This is a genomic window from Pantoea endophytica, from assembly GCF_002858935.1.
Lineage (GTDB): Bacteria > Pseudomonadota > Gammaproteobacteria > Enterobacterales > Enterobacteriaceae > Pantoea > Pantoea leporis.
The window spans coordinates 170,111-193,166 of the sequence record NZ_PJRT01000020.1 but is presented as its reverse complement, the minus strand read 5'-3'; the positions used below and the strand labels follow the sequence as shown (position 1 = coordinate 193,166).

Sequence of the window (23,056 nt, the reverse complement as noted above, 5' to 3'; positions counted from 1 at the left end):
ACGAAAAAACCCTGGCTTGCCGGGGTTTTTTATTGCCTGAAGAATAGCTCTTTCACGCGTTGTTCTGCAGCCAATCATGCAGTTGGCGATAGGATGCGGCCATCTCTTCCAGCGTCGCACGATTTAACCCGCTCGGATTAGGCAGCACCCACAAACGCGTTTCACCCAGCGTTTGCGGCTGCTCGCCCCACTCAACTTTGCGCTGACGAAACGCTTTCTGAAAAGCATCCTTGCCCAACACCGCCAACGCACGCGGCTGATAGTGCAGAATCTTTTGTTGCAGGCGTGAACCACCGTCGCGTAATTCATCGCCGTCCAACTCGTTAGCCTGCACCGTTGGACGCTCCACCAGCATGGTGATGCCACAGCCAGTTTCCAGCAGCCGCTGCTCCTGCTCGGGCTTAAGTAACTCGCGCGTAAAGCCGGCCTGGTAAATCACCTTCCAAAAGCGATTACCGGGATGCGCAAAGTGAAATCCGGTGTGCGCCGACGATTTGCCCGGATTGATGCCACAAAACAGCACCTGTAAATCAGGCGCAATAATGTCGCGGATATCGTGCTCGCTCATGCCATCTCCAGTCCGGAGCGTTGTTTTACCGACCGACGACTGCTCGCCAGCATCGTACGTGCTTCCTCGTCGTCCGGACAAGCACGTGCCATTGCCACCGCGCCAACCATTTCAGCCAACATGGTGGTCGCGGCGTCATCCGCATGCGGATGGTTAAGTTCATGTAGCGTCAACGCCAGGCGCTGCCGCATGGCTTCTCGCCGCTGGGAAAATAGTGTGCGCGCCTCAACCGGTAAATGTGCCATTTCACTCACCAGCGCAGGCAGCGGACAGCCTTCACCCGGCGTGTTGCAATGATGCTCGGATAAATAGCTATCGATTAACTGACTCAGTCGTTCAGCGGGATCGTTAATTGAGGTGATATCAGCAAAGCGGCGCGCCGAATCGGCAAACATCTCAGCGATCACCGCTTGCACTAAATCTTCGCGCGAGGCGAAGTGGGCATAAAAGCCGCCGTGCGTTAAGCCCACGCGCTTCATCAGCGCCGCGACACCGATGCTTTCAGTGCCGTTCTCGCGCATTACCACAGAGGCTTCATCCAGAATGCGCTGTCGCGTACGCGCTTTATGGCTCAGCTTTTCCATCTTCATTGACTCCGATATCGTTGATAGCAATCAGTGTAATTATTACAACCATCATATTCTAGCTTGACGACAAATATTATGATCGTCATATTAAACCTCGTAAATATGATAACCATCATTTAAAGGAATACACCATGTCACAACACTTGGCTTTGATCACCGGCGCATCAAGCGGAATTGGCGCAACCTATGCAAAACAGCTGGCAGCACGCGGCACAAACTTGATTCTGGTGGCGCGCGATGCAGCCAGGCTCAATCTGTTGGCGCAATCTTTGCGTGAATCACATGGCGTTGAAGTCAGCGTGTTAGCGGCCGATCTCACCAACCATGATGATTTGCAAAGAGTCGATCACGAAATCCAGCAAAATAAAGCGATAACTCTGCTGGTAAACAATGCGGGCATGACGGTTGAAGGTAAATTCATCGACGGTGACATCGCGAAAATTCAAACAATGCTGACATTAAATATCGTGGCGCTGACACAGCTGGCCCACACTGCTGCGCAGGCGTTTCGTGCACGTCGCAATGGTACGATAGTGAATATTGCTTCAGTGCTAGCGCTAGTGAGCGAATCGGCGAATGGCGCGTACAACGCCAGCAAAGCATATGTGCTTTCCCTGACCCATAATTTGCATCGTGAATTAGCCGAAAGCGGTGTGCGTACGCAGGCGGTGTTGCCAGGCTTAACGCGTACCGAGATTTTCGAGCGCGCAGGAAAATCCATTAACGAACTTCCCGCTGAGATGCTGATGGAAGTGGATGATTTAGTCTCGGCTGCGCTACGTGGACTTGATGCCGGCGAACTGATAACAATACCATCCGTTGAAGATGTGCAGCTTTGGCAGAGTTACGAAGAAGCACGCATCGCCATATTGCCGTTCATCTCGCTTAACAAGCCTGCATCACGCTATTTGTAGCATAAGCAAACTTTCGAATGAGCCTGGTCTCAAAAACCAATGCTGGTTGGGCGCTTAATAAGCGATAGAGCGTGGGACGATAGAATTTTCTTTTGAGATCAATGAGTCAGCTATTGCTGTAATTTTCACCATCCAAATGGCGAACTCTGGATCACCCTAACAAGATACTCTATAATCCCCGCTCCGCTGGCCCCTTAGCTCAGTGGTTAGAGCAGGCGACTCATAATCGCTTGGTCGCTGGTTCAAACCCAGCAGGGGCCACCAAATTTAGTTATTATAATCATGTATTTAAGCCACCTTTCATGGTGGCTTTTTTGTTGTCCAAAGTGGCAGTGTCGCAAAAGTGTCGCACGACTTTTTAGGGTTGCGACACTCTCAAGTAAAGCGGGCGACCATTAGGCATAAAAAAACCCGCCTAAGCGGGTAATGGAAATACAACGCTCACATCCAAAGTGAGCCCTGCAGCGAACGATCTGGGTGAGGAGGAACGGGTTTAACTTTTCCGGGACTCATGATTATTTCTGAAACCGTTTCGTGAGATTTAAACGTACAACTGCAATTGATGTTCTGGCATTGGTTGTAACGCTCTTTTGTTTCCTTTGATACCTGGAAACTACTTCGGGTATGTGCAGCATTGCCACACAAAGGACAGTTCATCATACGCGCCTCCGGCTTAGCTTTTTTGCTAATGCTACAATTAAAATTAGATTAAACCTAATTTATTCCATCTCTAATGAGTCAATTTTAACTTCAAGCTCAATACTTGTTGTAAATCCGTTCTCTGCAGTTAGCCCATGCGTCAGCGTCGTGATAATCCACTCCCCGGCATCAATCTGCTGTTTAAACCCGCTCACCTTTACCGGCATTTCCGTGTAGAGATCTGCGCGACCACGCGCCAGCTGAATAGAGAACGTCGCCACCCCGCGCTGCAGCCGCTCCCACTGCATTTTTGCGGCGCGCTCGGCGTTGGCCCTGTTCGCGTAGGTGCGGCTCAGCACCAGCACGTTTTCATCCGTGCCGATCAGGTAGTCACCCTGCTTTGCTTCCGGCTCCTTCTTCTGCGCGGCGGGCTTGCGGCGCTTGCGCTTCACCGTGGTTTCCGGCTTTTTCTCTGGCTCACGGGTGTGCAGCCAGCTTGCGATCACGCCGGTGTAGGCGTCACGGTCAGCCAGCGTAAAGCGGTGGCCGTCGCCGTCTTTCCGCACGAGGGTGATGGCCGGTAGCACTTTCCCGCTCGCTGTTTTGCCCTGCCCCTGCCGGATAAACAGCAGGTTGCCGTTCTTGATGCAGGCCACCGCGCCGCACTGTTTCGCCAGCCGCATCAGGAAGCTGGCGTCTGACTCGTTGGTCTGGTCAATGTGATCGAGGGCCATCTTTGCCAAGTCTTCGCCCATCGCCGTTTTGAGTTTGTGCCGCCCGGCAATCTCTTTCACCACCTCGCCGACGCTGGTCTGGTGCCACGACTTTTCGCGCTTCGTGTTAAGCGTCTGGCGGAAGTCCGCGCTGCGCGCACGCAGGGTCAGCCGGTCCGGCGTGCCGCTGTGCTCGATTTCGTCCACGGTGTAGGTGCCTTTCGGGAAAAGCGCCTCCCCTTTCCAGCCCAGCGCCAGCGACAGCTCAACGCCCCGGCGCGGCATCAGCAGCTGGCCGTCCGCGTCGTCCAGCTCGATGTCCAGCTGGTCCGCTTCAAAGCCGCGATTATCGGTCAGCGTCAGGCTGATAAGCCGCTGCTCTATCTTTTGCGTAACGTCCGCCCCGGCAAGCGTCAGGCGAAACGCGGGCGCGTTTGCCTGGCCGTTAATCCAGCTGCCCGCCATCATGAGAACAGCCCGCCCACTGCCGCGCCGACTTTACCGGCGGCGTTGGTGGCCGCGCCCTGCATAGCCGACAGCTGATCGCTGAGGCTGCCGAACATTTCACCCAGCGATTCATCGGTGCGCTTCAGCGTCAGCGTGAACTCAATGCGCCGGCACACGCCGTTGCTGAAGAACTCCGCTTTGGTCTGGCTCAGGCTCTCGATCACGAACATGCCGTAAATCGTGCCGCTGCCCTCAATCAGCGGCCACGCGCGGCCCAGCTCGGCAATCTGCTCCAGCGCGAACAGCGACAGCCTGCCGCCGGTGATTTCCGGCAGCAGCACGCCCGACAGCGTTATGGTGTCGTTATCCGGGCCGAGGAACTGCAGCGCGGGACGCACCCCCACGCGGCTGTTCGCCGGGAAGCGCCAGCTGCGCTGCAGCTGCAATTCCTGATACGGCACCGTTTTAAGCATGAAAACAAACAGGCCCAGCGTCATCATCATGAGTCAAATCCTCCACGGTCTCGGTAGCTGCTGCGGGCGCGGGACTGCGCCTGCCGCTCTTTAGCCTCAAGCCTGCGCATCACCTCGTCCGCCACGTCCTGCGCGCTCTGTCCCGGCTGCTGCATGATGGTAATCGGCGCGTGGATGCTCACCGGCGCTGCGTTCGCCACTGACTGCTGGCGCGGCGCGTCCTGCCGGTAACTCTGTGCGGGCAGGCTCAGCGGGTGCAGCGGCTTCGCCTCCGCCGTTCCGGCTGACATGCCAAGCGTCATTGCCGCCATGGCGGCCAGCTGCGCGGTGCGCCTGCGGCTGGTTACGCTCACCGGTCCGCCGACGATTTCCGGTCCGTTCTCACCCACGACGCCAAACTGGCCCGCCGGGATGTTGCCGCCGGTGTCGTACATGCCCGCAAACGCCGGGAACCCGCCCGCTGGCAGCGTGACTTTTCCGCCTGGACTGACGCTGGCCGCCTGCGGCGGCACCGGCAGCTTCGTACCCGCCGCAGCCTTGTTAACGAGGCCGAACTTATCCAGCAGCTCGCCGATCCCGGCCTTCAGGGTGTCCAGCGGATGCATCACCATGTTCAGGCCGTCGGCCAGCCACTGCCCGAACTGCCTGCCCATTTCGGCGGCGTTCTTCAGTTCGTCGGCGGTGGAATGTACCGGCGTCAGCAGGTCTTTAAACCAGCCGAACAGCGCCTGCACCTTGTCGCCAATCCATTGGAACACCGGCTGGAGCGGTGAAAACGCCTCGCTGATGGGTCCGGCGGCGGCCCGGAAGCCGTCCACCACGCCGCCTAAATACGCTTTAATGGGTGCCCAGTATTTCCAGATAACCAGCGCCACACCCGCAAGTGCGGCGACGGCCAGCCCGACGGGACTCAGCAGCGCACCGAGCGCCCAGATTACGCCGGTCAGCACCGTGCGCAGCAGCGCCAGCGGCGACTTCACCAGCCACATCAGCGCACCACCGGCACCGCGCACCGACACAGCCAGCGGCGCAAGGGCGGCACCGGCCAGACCGCGCACCTGCGCGCCCAGCGCCCGCACACCGGCCATCGGGTTACGGAAGGACGCAACCAGCGTCTGCCCGGCGTCCTGCGCCTTCTCTTTGATTTTCTCCAGCGCACCCTCACGGAAGGCGTTAAGGATGCCGCCGCCCTCGTCCTCATCGTCACCGCCGCGCAGGGACGCCAGCGCGTCGCGGATTTTCTCCAGCCAGTTCACCGACTCCCCGGCCTCGCCGCCGCTGAACAGTGAGAACAGCTTTTTGATGCCGTCGCCGGATGACGTCAGACCGGGCGCCAGTTTTGCAAACGCCTTGCCCAGCCCGCCCAGCAGCGGCGAGAGCTTCGCCAGCCCTTTCAGGCCGAGCATGCTTAACCCGAAGCGCAGCATCAGGATCGGCCCGAGCACGGCGGCCATGCCCACGGCGAGCGTGCCGAGCGCCAGCGTTACCGTTGCCACCACGGCGGCGATTTTCATCAGCCTGCCGACCAGCTCCGGGTTGGACTCCACCCAGCGGCGCATGGTGCCGGTGACGCGCTTCACCGCGTCCATGATTTCCATCAGCGGCGTGCGCAGCGTGTCGCCGAGGCTGCTCAGCGTGTTGGCCGCGCCGGTTTTCACCAGCAGCCACTGCGCGGACAGCGAGTCCTTGTTGATGTCGGATTCTTTCTGCATGGAGCCGCTGGCCGCGTTGCCCTGCGTCAGCTGCAGCTGGCGCTTAAGCTCCGGCATGTTGTTGGCGAGCTTCGCTGCGTCCTTGCCGAACTCCTTGCCGAACACCATGGTCATGGCGGTCAGGCGCTTGTCGGCGGGAAGATTGTTCACCTTCTCCAGCACGCGCTGGATGGTGCCCATGGCGTCCGTGGTCATCTGCTTTTCGATGGCTTTCGGATCCAGCTTCAGCAGCGCCATGCCGCCCATAAAGGTCTTGCCCTGCATGGTGGCGACGGAGAGTTCGCGCACCATGGCGTTTGCCGCGCTGGCGGCGGTTTCCGACGTTGCGCCGAGGCTCAGGAACGTGGAGCCGAGCGCGGCGGCCTTGCGGTAGTCCAGCCTGTCCGCCACGCCGCCCATGCGCTGCAGCACGTCGATAATGTCCGAGCCTTTGGACATCGCGTTGTCGTCCAGGTAGTTCAGCGCGTCGCCCAGCTGCTCGATGTTGCGCGTGGGGATTTTGTAGAGCTGCGCAATCTTACCCAGCCCCTCGGCCAGCTCACCGGCGGGCAGCTCAAACGCGGTGGACGCTTTCGCCGCTGTGGTGGCAAACGCCAGCAGGTCGCGCTTCTGGTCCTCGTAGGAGTCGTTCTGGTTGGTGACGCCCATGCGCGCGCCGCCCTCAACCAGCGCGGCGTAGTCAATCGCGCCGTTGTCCATCGGCAGCTGCTCGCTGGCGGCCTTGATGGCGGCCTGCATGTCGTAGAACTGCGCCGTCCGGTTGCCGTCGTTGTCGCGCAGGCCGTTCACCTGCTTCGCCACGCCCTTCATGGCGTCTTCCATGCCCGCCGAGGACTTTACGGCGGCCAGCACCGGCGCGCCCATCGCCAGCCCGGCCACGGTGGTCGCCGCACCGGCACCGGCAATTTTATCGCGCACCTCAAGCGAGCGGGCGTGGCGCTCCCGCAGCGCGTTGATTTTGGCCTGCTGTTCGCCGAGCCGCTTCAGCGACTTCTGTTGCCGGTCAATCGCCGCGCGCGCCTCATCCGCACGACTTTTTAGATCGCGCTGCGCCTGGCTGAGTTTTTTGGTATCAATGCCGGATTCAGTCAGGGCGGCGCGCTGCCGCTGAACCGAACCAATCAGGCCGTTGTAGCTCTGCTGCAGCTCGCGCACGCGGTTTTTCGCCTGCTCCAGCACCCTCGCCTGCGCGGCGGTGGGCCGGTTAGTCTCGCTGAACTGCATCGCCAGCTTCGCCGCCTCCGCGCGTGCCGTTTTGAGGTTGGTGGCCGTGGCGGCCAGCTGCGAGCGGGTTTTGCGAAAGCCGTCGATGCGCGCGGCCTGCGCGTCTAAGTCCTTAAGGCTGGCGCGCGCGGTGCGCAGGGAATCGGCCAGCTCGCGGGTGCTGGCCTTGGCAGAACGGAAGGGGCGGGTCAGTTTGTCTATCGCGTTAAGAACAACCTGCAGGCGCAAGTCTTTATCACTCATCGCTGGTCCCGTGTCGCATTATCGCCTTATGGCGCCATTCCAGTACCTCGGTCAGCGTCATGAACTCGGTAACGGACGGCGGCCAGTGAAAGACGGTGGCAATGTCCGCCACCAGATCGTCAACCGTCAGGCCGTCGCTAAATCCGACAGCACCGACTTCTTCAGTAAAAAAGTGACCACCTCGACGGACAGGCTCACCAGATCGGCGGGGTCCATCTCGGTGATTTCCTGCGTGGTCAGCGCCGGGGTGGTGACGCGCGGCAGCACGGTGATCATCGCATTGACGTCCATGTCCATCAGCGCCTGCAGGCGGGTGCCGCGCAGCGCGCCGGACTGCGGCTTGCGCACGACGACGCTTTTAATTTCGGTCTTGCCGCGCAGAATCGGGGTGTCCAGCTCGACGGTTTTTTCGGTGGTTTTGTCAGTCATGGTTATGGCTCGCTAAAAGGGTTAAAGGCGGCAGGGTTTGCCCTGCCGGATAAATTACAGGCCGAGCGCGTTGCGGTGCGCTTCCATCAGGTCCGTGCCGTCCACGATGTGAACCATGTTCACCAGGTCAATCTCGTAGAGCACTTCGCCGTTGATGGTCAGCTTGGCGTAGCTGTTGGTACCGGACACTTTAGTCGTGCTGGATTCGCCGGTCTTCCACTCGCCGGAGTCCAGCTCCTTGTGGCGGCCGCGCACGACCAGCTCCACCGCCTGCACTTCGCCGGTGTCGTCGCGCTGAATGGAGCCGGTAAAGCGCAGCTGCACGCCGTCCACGGTCAGGGTGCCCATCTGCTTGAACAGCTTCGCCTCAACGCCGCCGCAGGTGAATTCCGTATCCAGCGCGCCGTCGTCCAGGCCCATGTCGATGTCCACCGCACCGGCCATGCCGCCGCCGCGATATTTTTCGAACTTGCGGGTGACTTTCGGCAGCGTCACGGACTCGATCAGCCCCTGCCAGTTGTCGCCTGCGTTGAACAGGTTGAGGTGCTTGAGCTTGCGGGGTAATGCCATAATTCAGTCTCCTTATGCGCTGACGCGGCTGGCGAAATCGACCAGGTACTGATCGGTGATGCGCTGACGCAGCAGCAGGTTTTCAAGCGGCGGCACCGGCGTGTAGTCGTAGTCGATCAGCAGCTTGCCCGCTTTGAGCGTGTCCTTGTCGTTCACGCTCTCGTCCAGCCAGCAGTCCGCGCCGATGAGATAGCCCTGACTTACGAGGCTGCGCAGTTTGGCGCGGATGCCCTCGATAATGTCGCGGGCCAGCGACGGATTCAGCGCGCCGTCCACCGCCCACATGTGCGCCTCGGCCATGGTGTCGGCCAGCACCTGCGCGGTGCGGGTGTAGCACTCAAACGCAAACAGCGGGTCATCACTCAGGCAGCGCGAACCCCAGAAGCGGAAGCCGTCTTTACGAATCAGCGTGGTGATGTCGTTCTGGTTCAGCAGGCCGGAGTCGGTGGCCGGATCCTGCAGGTCCCAGAACACGTCTTTGGAAATGCCGGTGACGCCGTTCACGCCGACGTTCGACAGGGATTTATGCCAGCCGGTTTGCTCGTCGATTTTGGCGCGCAGGCCGAGCGCGCGGGCGGTGGCGAAGGCCGTCGCGTCCGCCTTCAGCACGGTGTCAAAGTTGATGAAGTCCGGCCAGATGAGCATGCCCTCGCGCTGACTGAAGTTCGCGCGGTAGGCAATAGCCTCTTCCACGCTCTGACAGCCGTACGCCGACAGGTAGGCAAAGCCGCGCAGGCTCTGCGCTACGCTCAGCAGCTCGGTTGCCACCGCCTGCGTGTCGTGGCCCGGCACGCCGAGGATGCGGGGCTTCACGCCGCACACCGCCTGCGCGGCCAGCAGCGCCTTCATGCCGGTGCGCTGGCCGTTGCTCACGCCGCCGATGATGTTGGCGGTTGTCTCAGCCTCGGTTTCACCCTGTGGCACGCGCACCACGACGGTGACGGGTTTAGCCTGGTCGGCGATGGCGTCCAGCGAGCGCGCCAGCGTGCCGGACTCGCCCGCCTTGCCGCTCGCAGTGAGTACGTCGGTCAGCAGTACCGGACGATTAAGCGGGAACGTGGCCGCGTCGGCGTCGTCGCCAGTGCAGACCATGCCGACAATCGCCGTGCTGATGGTGGTGATGGTTCGGGTGCCCTCGTTGATTTCCTCAACGCGCACGCCGTGGTGATAATCCTGTGCCATATGGCGGTTCTCCTGTGAAGGGGTTCCGCTATGGTGAAAGGTGGCGTGCGCGTGCGCACCCGGTTGGCGTTGTGAGGGGGATGGCACAAAAGAAACAGGCCCGAAACGGGCCTGATGGTTATGCGGGTTGCTCGGGCCAGATAATTTCTGAGGCTCCGCCGGACTTTGTATCTATACGGTTAAGTAGGACGCGGTACGTCATCCACGCTTTGAGGCTGGCGTTTTCATCGTCCGTCGCAATACCGAGCGTGGCGGCATCCTGCAAGGGCGCAATAGCGTCATCGGCAATCGTACGCAGCTCACGCTTTTTTGCATCAAGCTGCGCGCTTTTTTCCTCATCCGTAAGCACGTACTCTTTCAGTACCGGCCTGCCGTCTGAATCTGCCGCGATAATCAGTCCAGTAGACTGTCCGCTGAGTAAGGACATCCACTCCTCATCGGTCACGTTAACGGCATCTGCCGGAATGACCGGGTTGATGTCGGCGTCATAGAATGCGTTTGCTTTTGCTGAATACTTTTTCATTATTAATACCCCAAAACCAGCCAGAAAATGCCCTGCGTGCTACCACCCGCACCGGCAGTATTGGTAATCGAAACCGTTGATTTGCCTGCCAGCTGAATGCCGACGGTATATTCCCCGGAAAGGTTGATAGACGCCCCCTTGCTGGCAACCGCCATAAATCCAGCGTTCGGGAACTCAATCGGAAGCGTAACCGTCGTCGTCGCCTGCTTGGTATAGGTTCCCGATCCCCACTGAATAATCAGGCCGCCCGGCAGCTTCACGTAGCCAATCGCAACAAAGGACTTTTCCAGGCCGAGGTTTTTTAACGCCTCAGCGACCAGACCGGCGTCGGCCAGCTCTTTCAGGGCGTTCTTAATCAATGGGTACTGCGTATGGGGATTAACGGCATCCGTATGCTGCTTGAGCGCATCACCGCTGTACTTTTTCGCCTGCTCAAGCAGCGTGTCGGCGTATTCCTCTGCCTCCTTCTGCAAACGTTCCGCATATTCTTTCGCCTGTTGGTGCAAAGTGTCACCGTACTGCTTCGCCACAATCACGCCGTCGTCCACGTACTTACGCGTCGCCAGCACCACCGACGGGTCGATTTTCAGCGTCACCGCGCTGGTGCTGTTCACGATGATAATCATGCGCACCGTCTGCGTGCGCCCGCTGCCCTCGGCGAGCTGCGGCTTGTAGGTCTCGGCGCAGTTAGCCACGGCAATCATCACGCCGTCGGCGTCAAACAGGCCAATCTCGCGGATCCAGAAGCCGCCCTCGCCCTCCGGGATAATCTGCTCGGCAATAATCTGGCTGCCGTTGGCGGCGTCAATCGTCAGCGAGTTAAGCGACGCGCGGCGCTTCTCGCCGATGAGATTCGTCTGTGCCGGGTCAGGCGTCGGCAGCGTGCCGCCACCGTCGCCCACGGCCAGCTGCGTGATGTTCACTTTCGTGCCGAGCGCGGCAGCGTTGGCAAGCTTAGCCGCGCCCTGATTGGTCAGCAGGGCAAAATATTTTGTCGTCATGCGCTCACTTCCGTCAGGTCGATAAGATGCACCGCCGCGCCGGAATACACCGGCCCGCCGACGCTGATAAGTTCAGGGGTATAGGGATAAACGGTCAGCTCGTCGCCGCTGTAGCTGGCAACGGCCACCGGCATCGTGCCGTTCGCGTCCAGGGTGATCGAAAGCCCGATAAGATGGCGGCTGCACGGCTTGGCGTCGGCAATCACGCGCTCCAGCTCGTGATACATTTCCTCGGTGATGCCGGTATCCAGCACGCCCACGTCAAGCCGGAACGTGCCCGGCTCATCGTTGGTTTTCCACCACTCAATCACGCGGATGAGATAGCCCAGCGGCTCCACCACGCGCCGGATCGCGCTGACGGTGCCCTTGTGCTGATGGATATAAAACGCATCCTTCACCACCTTGCGCTTCACGCTTTCCGGCCAGCTTTCGTCCCAGCGGTCCACCGAAAACGCCCAGGCAAGATAGGGCAGAAAATTCACCGGGCAGGTGTCCGGGTTCCACAGGTCACGCAGCGGCACGCTCAGCCCGGAAATCCCGCTGCACGCCTGCGCCAGACGGCGCTCCAGCGCGGATGAGCCGGGCGGAAGCAGGCTATTCATCCTGTCACCTCATCGTCCGCCACCGTCACGTCGGTGCCGGTGCAGTTGCCCGCCTGCGTGCGGTCCATGATGATGTCTTCTGCCGGTTCGGTGATTTCCACCCAGTCCACACCGGCCACGCGCAGCACCGCCCCATAAGACTCGCGGCGCACGCTGCGACCCAGCTTTTTCTGCTCAATAAGATAGGCGGCAAGCTGCTCGTTTGCGGCCTCAAGACAGGGCGCGGCGGCCACGCCGTCAAACAGGTGCAGCTTTGCCTGCACGCGGTAGTCGTTGATGGTTGCAGCCTGCACCGTCACGCGGTCCGCCACCGGCCGCACACTCTCGCTGTTCAACGCAGCGTCCACTGTATTCAGTAAATCAGCGGCTGCCGTGCCGTTACCCTCGCGGCTCAGCACGGTGATCAGCACCGTCGCCGGTGACGGGCTGATGGCGGACACGTCCTGCACCCGTCCGTCTGCGCTTCTCGCGTGAAACTCGTAGGCCGCCGTCGGACCGGCAACCGATAAACCCTCAAACGCTTCCGGCACGCGCACGCGCAGCGCGTCATCCGATTCCATCACCGCCTCAACGGGCGGCACGGCGTCCGGGTTAGCCGGGGTGATGGTCAGACGCTGTACGTTACTGCGCGCGGCCAGCTGATCGAGGTCGCTGCCGAGCGCGTAAGCCACCATCACCGCCTGCGCCGCCTCGTTGATGCGCTGGCGCAGCAGGATTTCGCGGTACACGCTTTCCTGCAGGCACTTCACAATCGGATCGGATTCCAGCGCCAGCACGCGGCGCATGGCGGCCTGCTCCTCCGCCGGATAGAGCGCAATCAGCGCTTCCTTGCGCTCGGCCAGCAGCGTTTCAAAGTCCGGCACCTCGATCACTTCCGGTGCGGGCAGTTGCGAAAGGTCAATTACTGCCACTGTTCACCCCCGTAGGCACTGACATTGCGAGCGGTGAGCCGTCGGCGCGCTGGCCGGTCAGCTCAACCACCATGGAGCCATCAAAGGCGCTGGTTATGCCTAAAGAACTGAGGCGGATACGCGGCTCCCAGCGGCTCAGCGCCGTGTACGCCGCCGCCATTACCTGAAGGCGCACCACGTCGTTCTGCGGCTGGTCAATCAGCACCGACAGCAGCGAGCCGTATTCACGACGTCCGATGCGGCTGCCTTCCGGGGTGATCAGGATGTCGCGCACGCTCTGGCGAATGTGCTCGGTGTCGGTGATGGCTTCACCAGTGTCACGGTTCATGCCGAGATACATCAATGCGGACCTCCTGACATATCGCCTCCCGATTTCACACTGTCATGTAGGTGAGCATCAGCCACTACGCCGTTGGAACTCATCGCCCCGCCGCCCTGTGTCACCGCGCCGTTCATCACGGTTTCGCTATTGATGAGCATCTGACTTGCATCAACGCCCAGCTGGTCAGTGATCAGCTGAATGCCGTCGGCGGCTTCAATGCGAACGCTTTTGATGTTCTTAATCAGCAGCTGGCCGGTGTCCGGTTCGTACTGGAACCAGCCGCCGTCGTTGAACACGGTGGTGCTGCCGTTCTCTGAATAATCGGGCGGCGGGAAGGCATCGGAATAAATGGCCGGCAGCGCGAACGCAGTTTCGAGATTGCCGCCGAGGCTCAGCAGCACAACCTGCTCGCCAATGGAGGGTTGCCACCATGTGCGGGTATTCCCGGCGCGGAAGGTGAGCCAGTTAATCCAGTTGGTTTCAAGGTCGCCCGTTTTCACCCGGCATTGCCATTTATCCGGGTCCACCTCGGACACGGTGCCGGTGCGGATCAGGTTGGTGATAAGGCGCATGATTTCGGTGAGTTTTTCGTTCATGCTTGAGAGAATTTCACAAACTTGTGGCAACTTCATCTGGATAAAGTTGTAGCGTCAATGGCACAATTACTCGTGATGTTTTTTCTAAGAGAAAAAGATGAGCGATACTCAAAAAAATTATATAGATCATCATTTCGAGTCAGCAGATGAGCTTTGGGAAAGTCTTTCTCCAACTAGAATGTACGACCATGGGCGAACTCCTCATGTTTTTTATCGAGGACATGCTGACTCAGAATGGTCTTTGTTGCCAAATTCTTTGAGAGATCCAAGTTTTAAATATCACTATTTAACTACAGCACCTACTGAAATATCCCATTTATTGTTTAATGAGATGATAACCTTAAAATACTTTGCAGAGTCATGTGACAGAATAGGCATATCCATTCCTAATGACTCATTCAATTTTCGAGATCAATATTTAAATCACAATTCCTTTTATGGTGGTGAGTTTATTGACTCCCCAAGGAATTGGCCTAATCCCGCTCTTTATGAGCTAATGGCTATTGCGCAACACCACGGCGTTCCAACACGGCTATTGGATTGGAGTAAAAGCCCATACGTAGCGTTATACTTTGCAGCAAGCGGAGCCTTAGCCAAGCAAGAAGAAAAGTCTTGGTCAGACAAAAAAATAGCATTATGGGTGGTTAAAAATTATGTGACCAAAGGCAATGACTCTTTAAAATTCATTGATGTTCCAGGCGCAGTAAGCAAGCATTTAAGAGCGCAAAGAGGTTGTTTTTCAATTCACCCAACACTTCAATTCTACCCAGATATTTTCAACATGATTGGTCTAGAAAAGGTTAACTTTGAGAGCGAAGGATTCTACTTTCATAAATATACATTGCCTGTGACGCAGAGTGCGAGATTACTGCACCTTTGCAATCTAATTGGCTTTGGCGCTGCGGACTTGTTTCCTAGCGCTGATGGTGCTGGCAGAGCGATAAAAGACAGCCAATTAAAAAATAATCTTGTTCGTAAGTTAAATTTAAACTACGACGGAACGTCAAAATCATCTTTACTTGGCTAAGTATTCTAAAATTTTTTTTCGAATCAAATCTACAGCCTGATTATTGAACCCTAGCAAAGGTCTCTCTGCGTATTTAACTTCAGTGCCACGACGATTAATCCTGTCACGCAGTCCATAATGATGCACGCGGACCAACTTCTGCACGCTAGGCACAAACGCAACTTCTGCAACATTCGCGTTTGCCTGCGCTTTGAGATACTTCGCCGTTTTCAGCTTCGCAAACATCTTGCGGCGAATGCGGCCCGGCTTGGTTCGCGCGGTGACGCGGCGCGGCTCCCATGCCGTACCGTCCGGGCTGCGCTGCAGCGTGATATTGTTCTGCTGGATGCGTCGCACATCGCGCGCCACTTCGCGCAGCATCTTTGTGCGCATTGCCGGCTCAAGCTGCGACAGCAGCGCACCCAGCCACTCCTCAACTTCATGCAACTCAGCCACGGCGCACCGTCCAGCCTTCGTCAGCATCATCCGGCGCTTCCGGTTCCGGCACGGCCTCAACCGACATCACGCCGTCCACTTCCTTCGCGATCACTCGCTCCGTCAGCTTCAGGTTCATGCTGATGTCGCAGCGGTCATTGCCGAGAATATCCGCCTCAAAGGTGAAAAGCCGCTCCCGCTCGCTGGCGTTCTGAAGGGCGTCCGGCTGATTGACGCCGAGCCAGAATAAAACGGGCGCCATCAGCAGATTCTGGTCGCCGGTGAAGTCCGTCACCACCACGTTCAGGGTGTAGCGGTACTCCCACGAAATTGACGTGGCGGAGGTGGCAACCACCGCGCCGTTATCCACGAACAGGTGCAGGCGGTCCGGGTTGTCAGCCACGTAGGGCACGGCTTTATTCAGGGCGTTTCGCAAGGACTGCGGCTTGTTCATCGTCTTTATCCTGACAGCTGATGATGGTGTCTACCTTGTCGGCACAGGCCGCCCATGCGGCCTCGGTGTCGTCCAGTTGCGCCAGCAGATCGCCGTTACGGCGCGGTGCGGCTTCGTCCAGGCGGCACGGGGTGATTCGCGGACAGCCACTCACGGTAAGACTGACCTCCGGTGAGGGGCGGACGCTGGCGCAGCCGGATAACAGGATCAGGCAAAGGGGCATCAGCCCAGCGGCGAAGCTCGTCATTTTCACGTTTAAGTTCCTCAATGGTGCGCTGCCGGTCACGCAGCAGCGTGCCGTTCTGCTCGGCGGCGGCGTAAAGCTGCGTCTGCGCCCGGCTGCTGGTTTGCGTCAGAATGTTAAGAGCTATCAGCTGGCCGTTTTTCGCCGAGAGCTTTTTACCCTGCGCGGCTAAGTCCTTCACCTGCTCGTCAATTTTGTTGTGGGCGTTACTGAGTCGCCACGACTGCACGCCAAGCGCGGCAATCAGAACGAGCGCTATCGCCGCAAGCGTGCGCATCATGCTGTTACTCCTTTTAAGCACCACACCAGTTCACGCTGGCGCCGGTTATCCAGCCCCTGATTGAATACGCCCTTCACGTATACCCAGCGCGGCAGCTGATAACAGGCATCGCGCCAGCGCTCCTTATTGATGAGCGCCACCATCGTTGAAGCGCAGGCGTTGCCGGTGCCGACGTTAAACGCCAGCGACACCAGCGCGTCGTAGACCGGCTGCGGCATAGAAACCGCAGCGCAGCGCGCCAGTGCCGCCTCAACGCGTAACACGTTGGTGATGAAGTTGCCCGCTGCCTGACGCTCGGTGATGGTCCGGCCCGGCACCACGCCGACGGTGTTACCAATGCCGTCGGTCCACTTGCCCGCATCGCACAGATACGGCTTCAGGCGGCAGCCCTCATAATCAGCGATCAGCTTCAGCCCCTCGACGGAGGTGTGCAGCTGCTGGAAACCCGGCATTGAACCGACAATGAGCAGCACAGTGCCAACGGTGCAGCGCTTAACGGTTTGCAGATTCATATTCCTCCCGCGTGATGCGCCCGGCGGCCAGCAGCTGATAGGTTTTGCGTTTGTAATACCAACTGATGATTGCCATCAGCAGGCCGATTAATACCCCGGCCACGGTTGAAACGTCTTTTAGCGACAGGTCGCCCAGCCATGCCATACCGACAGCAATAAACCAGACGATCCCGGCGCGGATTCTTTCCCACATGATTCAGTCCCAAAGCTGGAAGGCCTGCACGGTGGCCGCCGCCGTCACGTCCGGCAGCTCCACCTCCAGCCCGTGCGGTAAAATGGGGCCGTGCTCCGCCAGCCCCGGATTGGCCTGCAATACCTGCTCCGTCATGCCCTGCGTGCGCCCGTAGTGACGCCAGCAGATTTCGTCCACCGTGTCGTACTGCTGCGCGCGCACCTTCATCAGATCAGCTCAACGGTGCAGTGCGGCGCGCTCTGTACGCGGCTGATGGCCCAGCGAGCGTCGCGCCACAGATCGCCGGTGGCGTCTTCCAGCTCTTCCCCGCGCTTCGCTGCGGCAGCGGTGGCGTCAAAGTCCTGATAGCGCTCGTTCAGTACCGCGCGCGCCCAGCACCACACCGCATTTTCATAGTGATGCAGACGCACGCTGCGCCCGGCCAGCTGCTCCGCCGGTACATCGGCCAGCCCGTTAAAGCCGCGCAGCTCCTGCTGTTCGCGCCACGGATACAGCTCCGCGTTCACTTCCGCCATCGCGGTGAGCACCACCTGCTTCAGACGCTGTGGCGTCACCGTACCGTCAACGCGCATTACACTGCGAAACGTCGCCAGATCGATGTCCGGCCAGAATGAGTTGTTGGGGATAATTTCCGGCGTTCCCGTCGCCTTTTCCGGCGCTACAAACTGCATGCCTTATTTCTCCTGAATAGGTGGGCGGTGGACGGGGTTTTGATGCGGCGCTGCCTGTCGCTACCCCGTGCCGCCCCGCGCGTGGGCACGTCCGGTTATCAGCTGGCGTTGCGGATTTTCCGCTCCAGCTGCTCAATGTCTTTTTTCACCCCGCAGCGCTCGTCGAGCTGCATGGCCTGTTGTAGATGGTTAAGCGCGGCAACGGGCTGGCTTTCACGCAGCACCCAGCCGAGCGATTTGTGCAGGCGCGCGCGCGACTGATCGGGCATATCCAGATCGCCGATCACGTCGAGCGTCTGCATCAGCAGGTCGGGGTCAAAGTCGGCTTTTGCCATGAGGGCGTTTTTCGCGGCGTCGGCCATCTCTTCGGCCAGCAGCGTCTGCACGTTGCGGCTAAAGCTCTGCGGCATAGACCAGCCGTGGCGGATAGCATGGCGGCCAATGGTGAGCGCCCCGGTATAATCACCGGCATCAACGCGCCACAGCATCACGTACATCAGCACGTCATCCTGCTGCGCGCCGTCTGCGGCCAGCACGCCGTCCACCCACGGCACGTATTTCGGCAGAACTTCCACCTTGATTTCGGCCTTCTTCACGGTGGACTGAATGCCCTTGAGGCGGCGGCGGTCTTCGCCGAGTTGCATCAGCATCAGCTCATAGCCGCTGGCGTGGCGAACACTGCCGCCCTGACGGGCGGCCTGTTCAGCCTGAACGCGCTGGCGGTGCTGCCGTGCGGGACTCAGGCTCATTGATTACGCTCCCGCGCCAGCGTCTGCTGAGAAGTCACCAATGGTGATGTTTTCAACCAGCGCGGCGCAGCGGTAGTCCTCAACCACGTAGGCCTCATTGACCGATTCAAAGTTTTCAATGCGGTCACGCTTAGGGTTGTCAATGAGTGAGCGGCGGCGGGACTCTTCCTGCCAGTAAATCGACAGGTTATCGAGGCGGGTGATCAGCACCGCATTAGCCGGGAAGTAAGGCGCGCGCACCGCCTGCAGGCCGCCCATGCGTTTCTGGCTGATGATGAGATCGGCGGCCAGCTTGTTGGTGTTGTCCTGCTCGTTGTTAACCAGCGGGAAATACTTGTCCGCCAGCAGCTCGCGGCCACAGATGACCACCAGTTCGTCGTCGTCCTGGAAAATAGGATCAATCAGCTCGTTAACCGCATCCATCACCAGCGCGTCGAGATTGGCATATACGCCGCCCTTGCCCACCTTCACCGGCTCGGCAGTGGTTTCGCCGTCTTTGGTCACACTGCCCAGCACGTTGTCCGGCGCATCCTCGCGCACCTTCTGCAGCCAGCCCTTATTCACGTCCTGCAGCAGCGGGTTGGCGGTGCGGTTGGAGGATTTCGCGCGGGCAATACCGTTAAAGCCGATCATGATGCGGTCCAGCGCCTGACGCTTCACGATGGCGTCACGGATGCGGGTCTGGAAGTCCTGGAACTTCGCCCACAGGTCCAGCTTTGCGTAGGTCAGCGCCGTGTCAAAGTTGGTCTGCTCGCAACGGTATTCAACATCCGTCATGACCGTCGGATCGGTTGGCTCACGGTCTTTAGCCGTGGTGTCGGTGGTGCCGGCAATGGTGCTGCCGACGCCAAGACCCAGCAGTTGGCCGGATTGCTCAGGCACGCCGATCACGTTGACCAGCGTCAGGAAGGCCGCCGACTGCTGAATAGTGTCTTCCAGCGTCTGCGCCACTGATGGCTCAACGTTGAACTTGCTGGACAACTCTTCAACCGGCACGCCGTTGAGTTTTGCCAGCTGCATCAGGTAGGCGTTGAAGGCAAAGCGGGTATTCTTTTTCATTGGATATGCTGCTCCTTTAGCAGTTGGTCATGTTTGCGGCTGGCGCATTGCCACCCGGCGCGCGCTGGCGGTAATCGGCGCGGCTGTCTTCGCGGCCCAGCTGCTGCTTCAGTTCGGTGAAATCGTTCACCTGCGTTTCCAGCAGGTTTTCCAATTGGCTCAGACGATCCGCCTGCTCGCCCAGCGCCTTATCGGTGCGCGAGCTGAATTCCTGCTGCTCGGTAGCAACCAACTCCACCGCCTGATGCACGTCAGAAAAGTGTGCGTCGTCGGACTGCTGCTTTTTGCTGAACAGCGCGGTGATGCGGGCAAACAGCGCGGGTTTGTCTTCCACCTCTTCCAGCTCGATCGCGGTTTCGGTGGCGGCGGTGAACAGGTTTTCCGGGTGCTGTTTGCGGTTTGCCAGCGGGTTGTGTTGCGCGCTGGCGCTGAAGGCCAGCATCTCGGTGCCGAGGCTTGCCGGGTCGTCGGTGGCAGCCAGGCCAACCAGATAGGCTTTGCCGGTGTCGGCAAACTTGGTGCTGACTTCCATGGAGGTGAAAAGCTTTTGGCCCTGCTTTACCAGCGCCACGAGGGAATCTGTCGGCAGGATGTCGGCATACAGCGCCAGCTTTCCGGCCAGCGGGCCGTCGGTGATTTCTTCCGTCCCCAGCGCGCTCACCGTGCCGTAGCGGTTAAAGGTGCTGTCCGGGGAGTAAGATTTGATGTGTTCCAGATTGATGGTCGCGGTGTAAACCGCCGGGTTGTAGGCGGCGGCCATCTGCTCCAGCCATTCGCGGGAAATTTCGCGCCCGTCCGTGGTGGCACCTTCCACCCCGATACGAAAACGCTTTGCTTTAACTGCCATAGGTCAGGCTCCGTTGGGTAAATCGCTTAGAAGCCTTATGTTTGCGGTTCAGAGGGGGGCGAAACAACGCGGGCACATTGTGCGGGCAGCCACACAATGAGGGACGGCAGAAAAGGGATCGTCGGGGCCGTATTTTGGGGCCATGACAACGACACTCGCCCCCGAAGACCTCGATCCCCGCAGGCAGGCCATGCTGCTGTACTTTCAGGGATACCGCATCGCCCGCATTGCTGAAATGCTGGGAGAGAAACCCGCAACCGTTCACAGCTGGAAGAAGCGCGACAAGTGGGGCGACTATGGCCCGCTTGACCAGATGCAGCTGACCACCGCCGCGCGCTACTGCCAGCTGATCATGAAGGAGACAAAAGAAGGGAGAGACTTCAAGGAGATTGACCTGCTGGCGCGCCAGTCCGAGCGCCATGCCCGCATCGGCAAGTTCAGCAACGGCGGTAACGAGGCGGATCTCAATCCGAACGTGGCGAACCGCAACAGCGGGCCGCGCAAGCCGCCGGAAAAGAACGTGTTTACCGACGAGCAGGTGGAGAAATTACAGGAGATTTTCCACGGCTCAATGTTCGGCTACCAGCGCCAGTGGTGGGATGCGGGCAACAAGCACCGCATCCGCAACGTGCTGAAGTCGCGCCAGATTGGTGCCACCTACTACTTTGCGCGTGAGGCGCTGCTGGATGCGCTGACCACCGGACGCAACCAGATTTTCCTTTCAGCCAGTAAGGCGCAGGCGCACGTTTTTAAGCAGTACATCATTGAGTTCGCAAAAGAGGTGGACGTAGAGCTGAAAGGCGACCCGATGACGCTCAGCAACGGCGCGTGCCTGTACTTCCTCGGCACCAACGCCCGCACCGCACAGAGCTATCACGGCAATCTGTACCTGGATGAATACTTCTGGATCCCGAAATTTCAGGAGCTGCGCAAGGTGGCGTCCGGCATGGCGCTGCATAAGAAGTGGCGCCAGACCTATTTTTCAACGCCTTCCAGCCTCACGCACAGCGCCTATCCGTTCTGGTCCGGCGGCCTGTTCAACCGGGGCCGCGCCAAGGCGGACCGCGTGGATATCGACCTGTCGCACATGAACCTTTCGCCTGGCCGCTTCTGCGATGACGGCCAGTTCCGCCAGATTGTCACCGTTGAGGACGCCGTGCGCGGCGGCTGTAACCTGTTTGACCTCGACCAGCTGCGCCTCGAATACAGCCCGCCGGAATACCAGAACCTGCTGATGTGCGAATTCGTGGACGATCTGGCGTCCGTCTTCCCGCTGCAGCTGCTGCAGAAGTGCATGGTGGACAGCTGGGAAATCTGGAGCGATTTCGAAGCGCTGGCGCTACGGCCGTTCGGCTGGCGCGAAGTGTGGATCGGTTACGACCCGGCGAAAGGCACGCAGAATGGCGACAGCGCCGGGTGCGTGGTGATCGCCCCGCCTGCCGTGCCGGGCGGGAAGTTCCGCATTCTGGAGCGCCACCAGTGGCGCGGCATGGACTTTCGCGCGCAGGCCGAGTCCATCAAAAAGCTGACGCAGCAGTACAACGTGACCTATATCGGCATCGACTCCACCGGCGTTGGCCTCGGTGTGTACGAGAACGTGAAGATGTTTTATCCGGCGGTGAAGGAGTTTGTCTATAACCCGAACGTTAAAAACGCCCTGGTGCTGAAGGCATACGACATCATCAGCAGCGGGCGGATGGAATTCGACGCCGGACACCTCGACATTGCGCAGTCATTTATGGCAATCCGCCGCGCCACCACGGCCAGCGGCAACCGCCCGACCTACGAAGCCAGCCGCAGCGAGGAAGCCAGCCACGCCGATCTGGCGTGGGCGACCATGCACGCGCTGGCAAACGAACCGCTACAGGGCGAAGCCGCCCACACCGGCAACATTATGGAGATTTTTTAAATGAGCAAACGCAGGAACCGCACGCGCACGCAGCCCGTGCAGCAGCAACAGATGACCGGCGGCCCGGCGGCGGAAGCGTTCACCTTTGGCGACCCGGTGCCGGTGCTGGACCGCCGCGAGCTGCTGGACTACGTGGAATGCGTGGTCATGGACAGGTGGTATGAACCGCCGGTCAGCTTTGACGGGCTGGCGCGCACGTTCCGCGCCGCCGTGCATCACAGCTCGCCGATCAACGTAAAGCGCAACATTCTGACCAGCACCTTCATCCCTCACCCGCTGCTGAGTCAGCAGGCGTTTAGCCGCTTCGTGCAGGACTATTTGGTGTTCGGCAACGCCTATCTGGAGAAGCGCACCAACAGGCTTGGCGGCGTGCTGGCGCTTGAGCCGGCACTGGCAAAATTCACGCGACGCGGCACCGATTTAGACACATACTGGTTCGTGCAGTACGGCATGAATACGCAGCCCTATAAGTTCACCAAAGGCAGCGTGTTTCACCTGATGGAGCCGGATTTGAACCAGGAAGTTTACGGCCTGCCGGAATACCTTTCGGCGATCCCGTCCACCCTGCTAAACGAGTCGGCAACGCTGTTCCGCCGCAAATACTACCTGAACGGCAGCCACGCCGGTTTCATCATGTACATGACCGACGCCGCGCAGAATCAGGAAGACGTGAACAACATCCGCCAGGCAATGAAAAGCGCCAAAGGGCCGGGTAACTTCCGCAACCTGTTTATGTACTCACCGAACGGGAAGAAGGACGGGATCCAGATTATCCCGCTGTCAGAGGTGGCGGCAAAGGATGAGTTTCTGAATATCAAGAACGTTAGCCGTGACGACATGATGGCCGCGCATAGGGTGCCGCCGCAGATGATGGGTATTATGCCGAATAATGTTGGGGGGTTTGGTGATGTGGAAAAGGCTTGCAAAGTGTTCGTAAGAAATGAATTAACTCCATTGATTAAAAGATTAGAACATTTAAATGACTGGTTAGGAGAAGAAGTTATGAAATTTGAAAACTATTCAATTTAGGAAAATATGGCC

31 protein-coding genes and 1 tRNA gene are annotated in these 23,056 nt (G+C 59.2%); 5 read left to right on the top strand and 27 right to left on the bottom strand.

The window, feature by feature from the left end:
- Nucleotides 1-52: 52 nt before the first annotated feature.
- Nucleotides 53-568 (bottom strand): G/U mismatch-specific DNA glycosylase, encoded by a 516-nt coding sequence (mug, locus tag PZBJ_RS14065; RefSeq protein WP_101762980.1) that lies wholly within the window; start codon nt 566-568, stop codon nt 53-55.
- Entirely contained in the window at nt 565-1,152 is a 588-nt protein-coding gene (locus tag PZBJ_RS14060; protein WP_101762979.1) for a TetR/AcrR family transcriptional regulator, read from the bottom strand. The genes mug and PZBJ_RS14060 overlap by 4 nt, the downstream gene beginning before the upstream one ends.
- 134 nt (nt 1,153-1,286) lie before the next feature.
- Between PZBJ_RS14060 and PZBJ_RS14055 the strand changes: the two genes are divergently transcribed.
- On the top strand, nt 1,287-2,069 hold the full coding sequence (locus tag PZBJ_RS14055) for an SDR family NAD(P)-dependent oxidoreductase (protein WP_101762978.1): 783 nt from the start codon (nt 1,287-1,289) through the stop codon (nt 2,067-2,069).
- Nucleotides 2,070-2,257: 188 nt separating this feature from the next.
- Nucleotides 2,258-2,333: transfer RNA gene (locus PZBJ_RS14050), tRNA-Ile, on the top strand.
- Nucleotides 2,334-2,510: 177 nt separating this feature from the next.
- Here the strand turns inward: PZBJ_RS14050 and PZBJ_RS14045 are convergent.
- The 14 genes from PZBJ_RS14045 to PZBJ_RS13980 form a co-directional block, all read right to left on the bottom strand.
- Nucleotides 2,511-2,729 (bottom strand): ogr/Delta-like zinc finger family protein, encoded by a 219-nt coding sequence (locus PZBJ_RS14045; RefSeq protein WP_101762977.1) that lies wholly within the window; start codon nt 2,727-2,729, stop codon nt 2,511-2,513.
- A 59-nt stretch (nt 2,730-2,788) separates the two neighbouring features.
- Entirely contained in the window at nt 2,789-3,889 is a 1,101-nt protein-coding gene (locus PZBJ_RS14040; RefSeq protein ID WP_101762976.1) for a phage late control D family protein, read from the bottom strand.
- Nucleotides 3,886-4,371 (bottom strand): phage tail protein, encoded by a 486-nt coding sequence (locus PZBJ_RS14035; protein WP_101762975.1) that lies wholly within the window; start codon nt 4,369-4,371, stop codon nt 3,886-3,888. Before PZBJ_RS14035 ends, PZBJ_RS14040 begins: the two co-directional genes overlap by 4 nt.
- Nucleotides 4,368-7,520, bottom strand: coding sequence for a phage tail tape measure protein (locus tag PZBJ_RS14030; RefSeq protein ID WP_101762974.1), 3,153 nt, complete (start codon nt 7,518-7,520; stop codon nt 4,368-4,370). Before PZBJ_RS14030 ends, PZBJ_RS14035 begins: the two co-directional genes overlap by 4 nt.
- Nucleotides 7,513-7,632, bottom strand: coding sequence for a GpE family phage tail protein (locus PZBJ_RS14025; RefSeq protein ID WP_071531062.1), 120 nt, complete (start codon nt 7,630-7,632; stop codon nt 7,513-7,515). Before PZBJ_RS14025 ends, PZBJ_RS14030 begins: the two co-directional genes overlap by 8 nt.
- A gap of 14 nt (nt 7,633-7,646) precedes the next feature.
- Nucleotides 7,647-7,949, bottom strand: a complete 303-nt coding sequence (locus PZBJ_RS14020; RefSeq protein ID WP_101762973.1) for a phage tail assembly protein — start codon at nt 7,947-7,949, stop codon at nt 7,647-7,649.
- 54 nt (nt 7,950-8,003) lie between these two features.
- Complete coding sequence (locus PZBJ_RS14015) at nt 8,004-8,519, bottom strand: phage major tail tube protein (protein ID WP_101762972.1); 516 nt, start codon at nt 8,517-8,519, stop codon at nt 8,004-8,006.
- Nucleotides 8,520-8,531: 12 nt separating this feature from the next.
- Nucleotides 8,532-9,701, bottom strand: a complete 1,170-nt coding sequence (locus PZBJ_RS14010) for a phage tail sheath protein (protein WP_101762971.1) — start codon at nt 9,699-9,701, stop codon at nt 8,532-8,534.
- A gap of 118 nt (nt 9,702-9,819) precedes the next feature.
- Entirely contained in the window at nt 9,820-10,224 is a 405-nt protein-coding gene (locus PZBJ_RS14005; RefSeq protein WP_101762970.1) for a tail fiber assembly protein, read from the bottom strand.
- A 2-nt stretch (nt 10,225-10,226) separates the two neighbouring features.
- Nucleotides 10,227-11,225 carry a phage tail protein gene (locus PZBJ_RS14000; protein ID WP_240632913.1) on the bottom strand — a complete coding sequence of 333 codons (999 nt, stop codon included), beginning with the start codon at nt 11,223-11,225 and terminating at the stop codon, nt 10,227-10,229.
- On the bottom strand, nt 11,222-11,827 hold the full coding sequence (locus PZBJ_RS13995) for a phage tail protein I (RefSeq protein WP_101762969.1): 606 nt from the start codon (nt 11,825-11,827) through the stop codon (nt 11,222-11,224). Before PZBJ_RS13995 ends, PZBJ_RS14000 begins: the two co-directional genes overlap by 4 nt.
- Nucleotides 11,824-12,738 carry a baseplate assembly protein gene (locus PZBJ_RS13990; protein ID WP_101762968.1) on the bottom strand — a complete coding sequence of 305 codons (915 nt, stop codon included), beginning with the start codon at nt 12,736-12,738 and terminating at the stop codon, nt 11,824-11,826. The genes PZBJ_RS13995 and PZBJ_RS13990 overlap by 4 nt, the downstream gene beginning before the upstream one ends.
- Nucleotides 12,725-13,078, bottom strand: a complete 354-nt coding sequence (locus PZBJ_RS13985) for a GPW/gp25 family protein (RefSeq protein WP_101762967.1) — start codon at nt 13,076-13,078, stop codon at nt 12,725-12,727. The genes PZBJ_RS13990 and PZBJ_RS13985 overlap by 14 nt, the downstream gene beginning before the upstream one ends.
- Nucleotides 13,078-13,656 carry a phage baseplate assembly protein V gene (locus PZBJ_RS13980; protein ID WP_101762966.1) on the bottom strand — a complete coding sequence of 193 codons (579 nt, stop codon included), beginning with the start codon at nt 13,654-13,656 and terminating at the stop codon, nt 13,078-13,080. Before PZBJ_RS13980 ends, PZBJ_RS13985 begins: the two co-directional genes overlap by 1 nt.
- Nucleotides 13,657-13,753: 97 nt before the next feature.
- On the opposite strand from PZBJ_RS13980, the gene PZBJ_RS13975 reads away from it, so the two are divergent.
- Nucleotides 13,754-14,683 carry an FRG domain-containing protein gene (locus PZBJ_RS13975; protein WP_101762965.1) on the top strand — a complete coding sequence of 310 codons (930 nt, stop codon included), beginning with the start codon at nt 13,754-13,756 and terminating at the stop codon, nt 14,681-14,683.
- Here PZBJ_RS13975 and PZBJ_RS13970 read toward each other — a convergent pair.
- The 11 genes from PZBJ_RS13970 to PZBJ_RS13920 form a co-directional block, all read right to left on the bottom strand.
- Nucleotides 14,672-15,118: a phage virion morphogenesis protein gene (locus tag PZBJ_RS13970; protein ID WP_101762964.1), complete on the bottom strand. Its 447-nt coding sequence runs from the start codon at nt 15,116-15,118 to the stop codon at nt 14,672-14,674. The two genes, PZBJ_RS13975 and PZBJ_RS13970, sit on opposite strands and share 12 nt — an antisense overlap.
- Nucleotides 15,111-15,551 carry a phage tail protein gene (locus PZBJ_RS13965; protein WP_101762963.1) on the bottom strand — a complete coding sequence of 147 codons (441 nt, stop codon included), beginning with the start codon at nt 15,549-15,551 and terminating at the stop codon, nt 15,111-15,113. Before PZBJ_RS13965 ends, PZBJ_RS13970 begins: the two co-directional genes overlap by 8 nt.
- Nucleotides 15,514-15,756 (bottom strand): Rz1-like lysis system protein LysC, encoded by a 243-nt coding sequence (gene lysC, locus PZBJ_RS24380; RefSeq protein ID WP_101763016.1) that lies wholly within the window; start codon nt 15,754-15,756, stop codon nt 15,514-15,516. Before lysC ends, PZBJ_RS13965 begins: the two co-directional genes overlap by 38 nt.
- Entirely contained in the window at nt 15,647-16,075 is a 429-nt protein-coding gene (lysB, locus tag PZBJ_RS13955) for an Rz-like lysis system protein LysB (RefSeq protein ID WP_101762962.1), read from the bottom strand. Before lysB ends, lysC begins: the two co-directional genes overlap by 110 nt.
- Complete coding sequence (locus tag PZBJ_RS13950) at nt 16,072-16,587, bottom strand: lysozyme (protein ID WP_101762961.1); 516 nt, start codon at nt 16,585-16,587, stop codon at nt 16,072-16,074. Before PZBJ_RS13950 ends, lysB begins: the two co-directional genes overlap by 4 nt.
- On the bottom strand, nt 16,568-16,780 hold the full coding sequence (locus PZBJ_RS13945; protein ID WP_039390631.1) for an HP1 family phage holin: 213 nt from the start codon (nt 16,778-16,780) through the stop codon (nt 16,568-16,570). Before PZBJ_RS13945 ends, PZBJ_RS13950 begins: the two co-directional genes overlap by 20 nt.
- Nucleotides 16,781-16,783: 3 nt before the next feature.
- Entirely contained in the window at nt 16,784-16,987 is a 204-nt protein-coding gene (locus PZBJ_RS13940; RefSeq protein WP_101762960.1) for a tail protein X, read from the bottom strand.
- Nucleotides 16,987-17,451, bottom strand: a complete 465-nt coding sequence (locus PZBJ_RS13935) for a head completion/stabilization protein (protein ID WP_101762959.1) — start codon at nt 17,449-17,451, stop codon at nt 16,987-16,989. The genes PZBJ_RS13940 and PZBJ_RS13935 overlap by 1 nt, the downstream gene beginning before the upstream one ends.
- A gap of 98 nt (nt 17,452-17,549) precedes the next feature.
- Nucleotides 17,550-18,200, bottom strand: coding sequence for a phage terminase small subunit (locus PZBJ_RS13930; protein WP_101762958.1), 651 nt, complete (start codon nt 18,198-18,200; stop codon nt 17,550-17,552).
- A gap of 3 nt (nt 18,201-18,203) precedes the next feature.
- The gene (locus PZBJ_RS13925; protein ID WP_101762957.1) at nt 18,204-19,259 is read right to left on the bottom strand and encodes a phage major capsid protein, P2 family; all 1,056 of its coding nucleotides are present in this window, start codon (nt 19,257-19,259) and stop codon (nt 18,204-18,206) included.
- A gap of 16 nt (nt 19,260-19,275) precedes the next feature.
- On the bottom strand, nt 19,276-20,106 hold the full coding sequence (locus tag PZBJ_RS13920; RefSeq protein WP_101762956.1) for a GPO family capsid scaffolding protein: 831 nt from the start codon (nt 20,104-20,106) through the stop codon (nt 19,276-19,278).
- 142 nt (nt 20,107-20,248) lie between these two features.
- Between PZBJ_RS13920 and PZBJ_RS13915 the strand changes: the two genes are divergently transcribed.
- Both PZBJ_RS13915 and PZBJ_RS13910 read left to right on the top strand, forming a co-directional pair.
- Nucleotides 20,249-22,015, top strand: a complete 1,767-nt coding sequence (locus tag PZBJ_RS13915; protein WP_101762955.1) for a terminase ATPase subunit family protein — start codon at nt 20,249-20,251, stop codon at nt 22,013-22,015.
- Nucleotides 22,016-23,044 carry a phage portal protein gene (locus PZBJ_RS13910; protein ID WP_101762954.1) on the top strand — a complete coding sequence of 343 codons (1,029 nt, stop codon included), beginning with the start codon at nt 22,016-22,018 and terminating at the stop codon, nt 23,042-23,044.
- Nucleotides 23,045-23,056 lie beyond the last annotated feature (12 nt).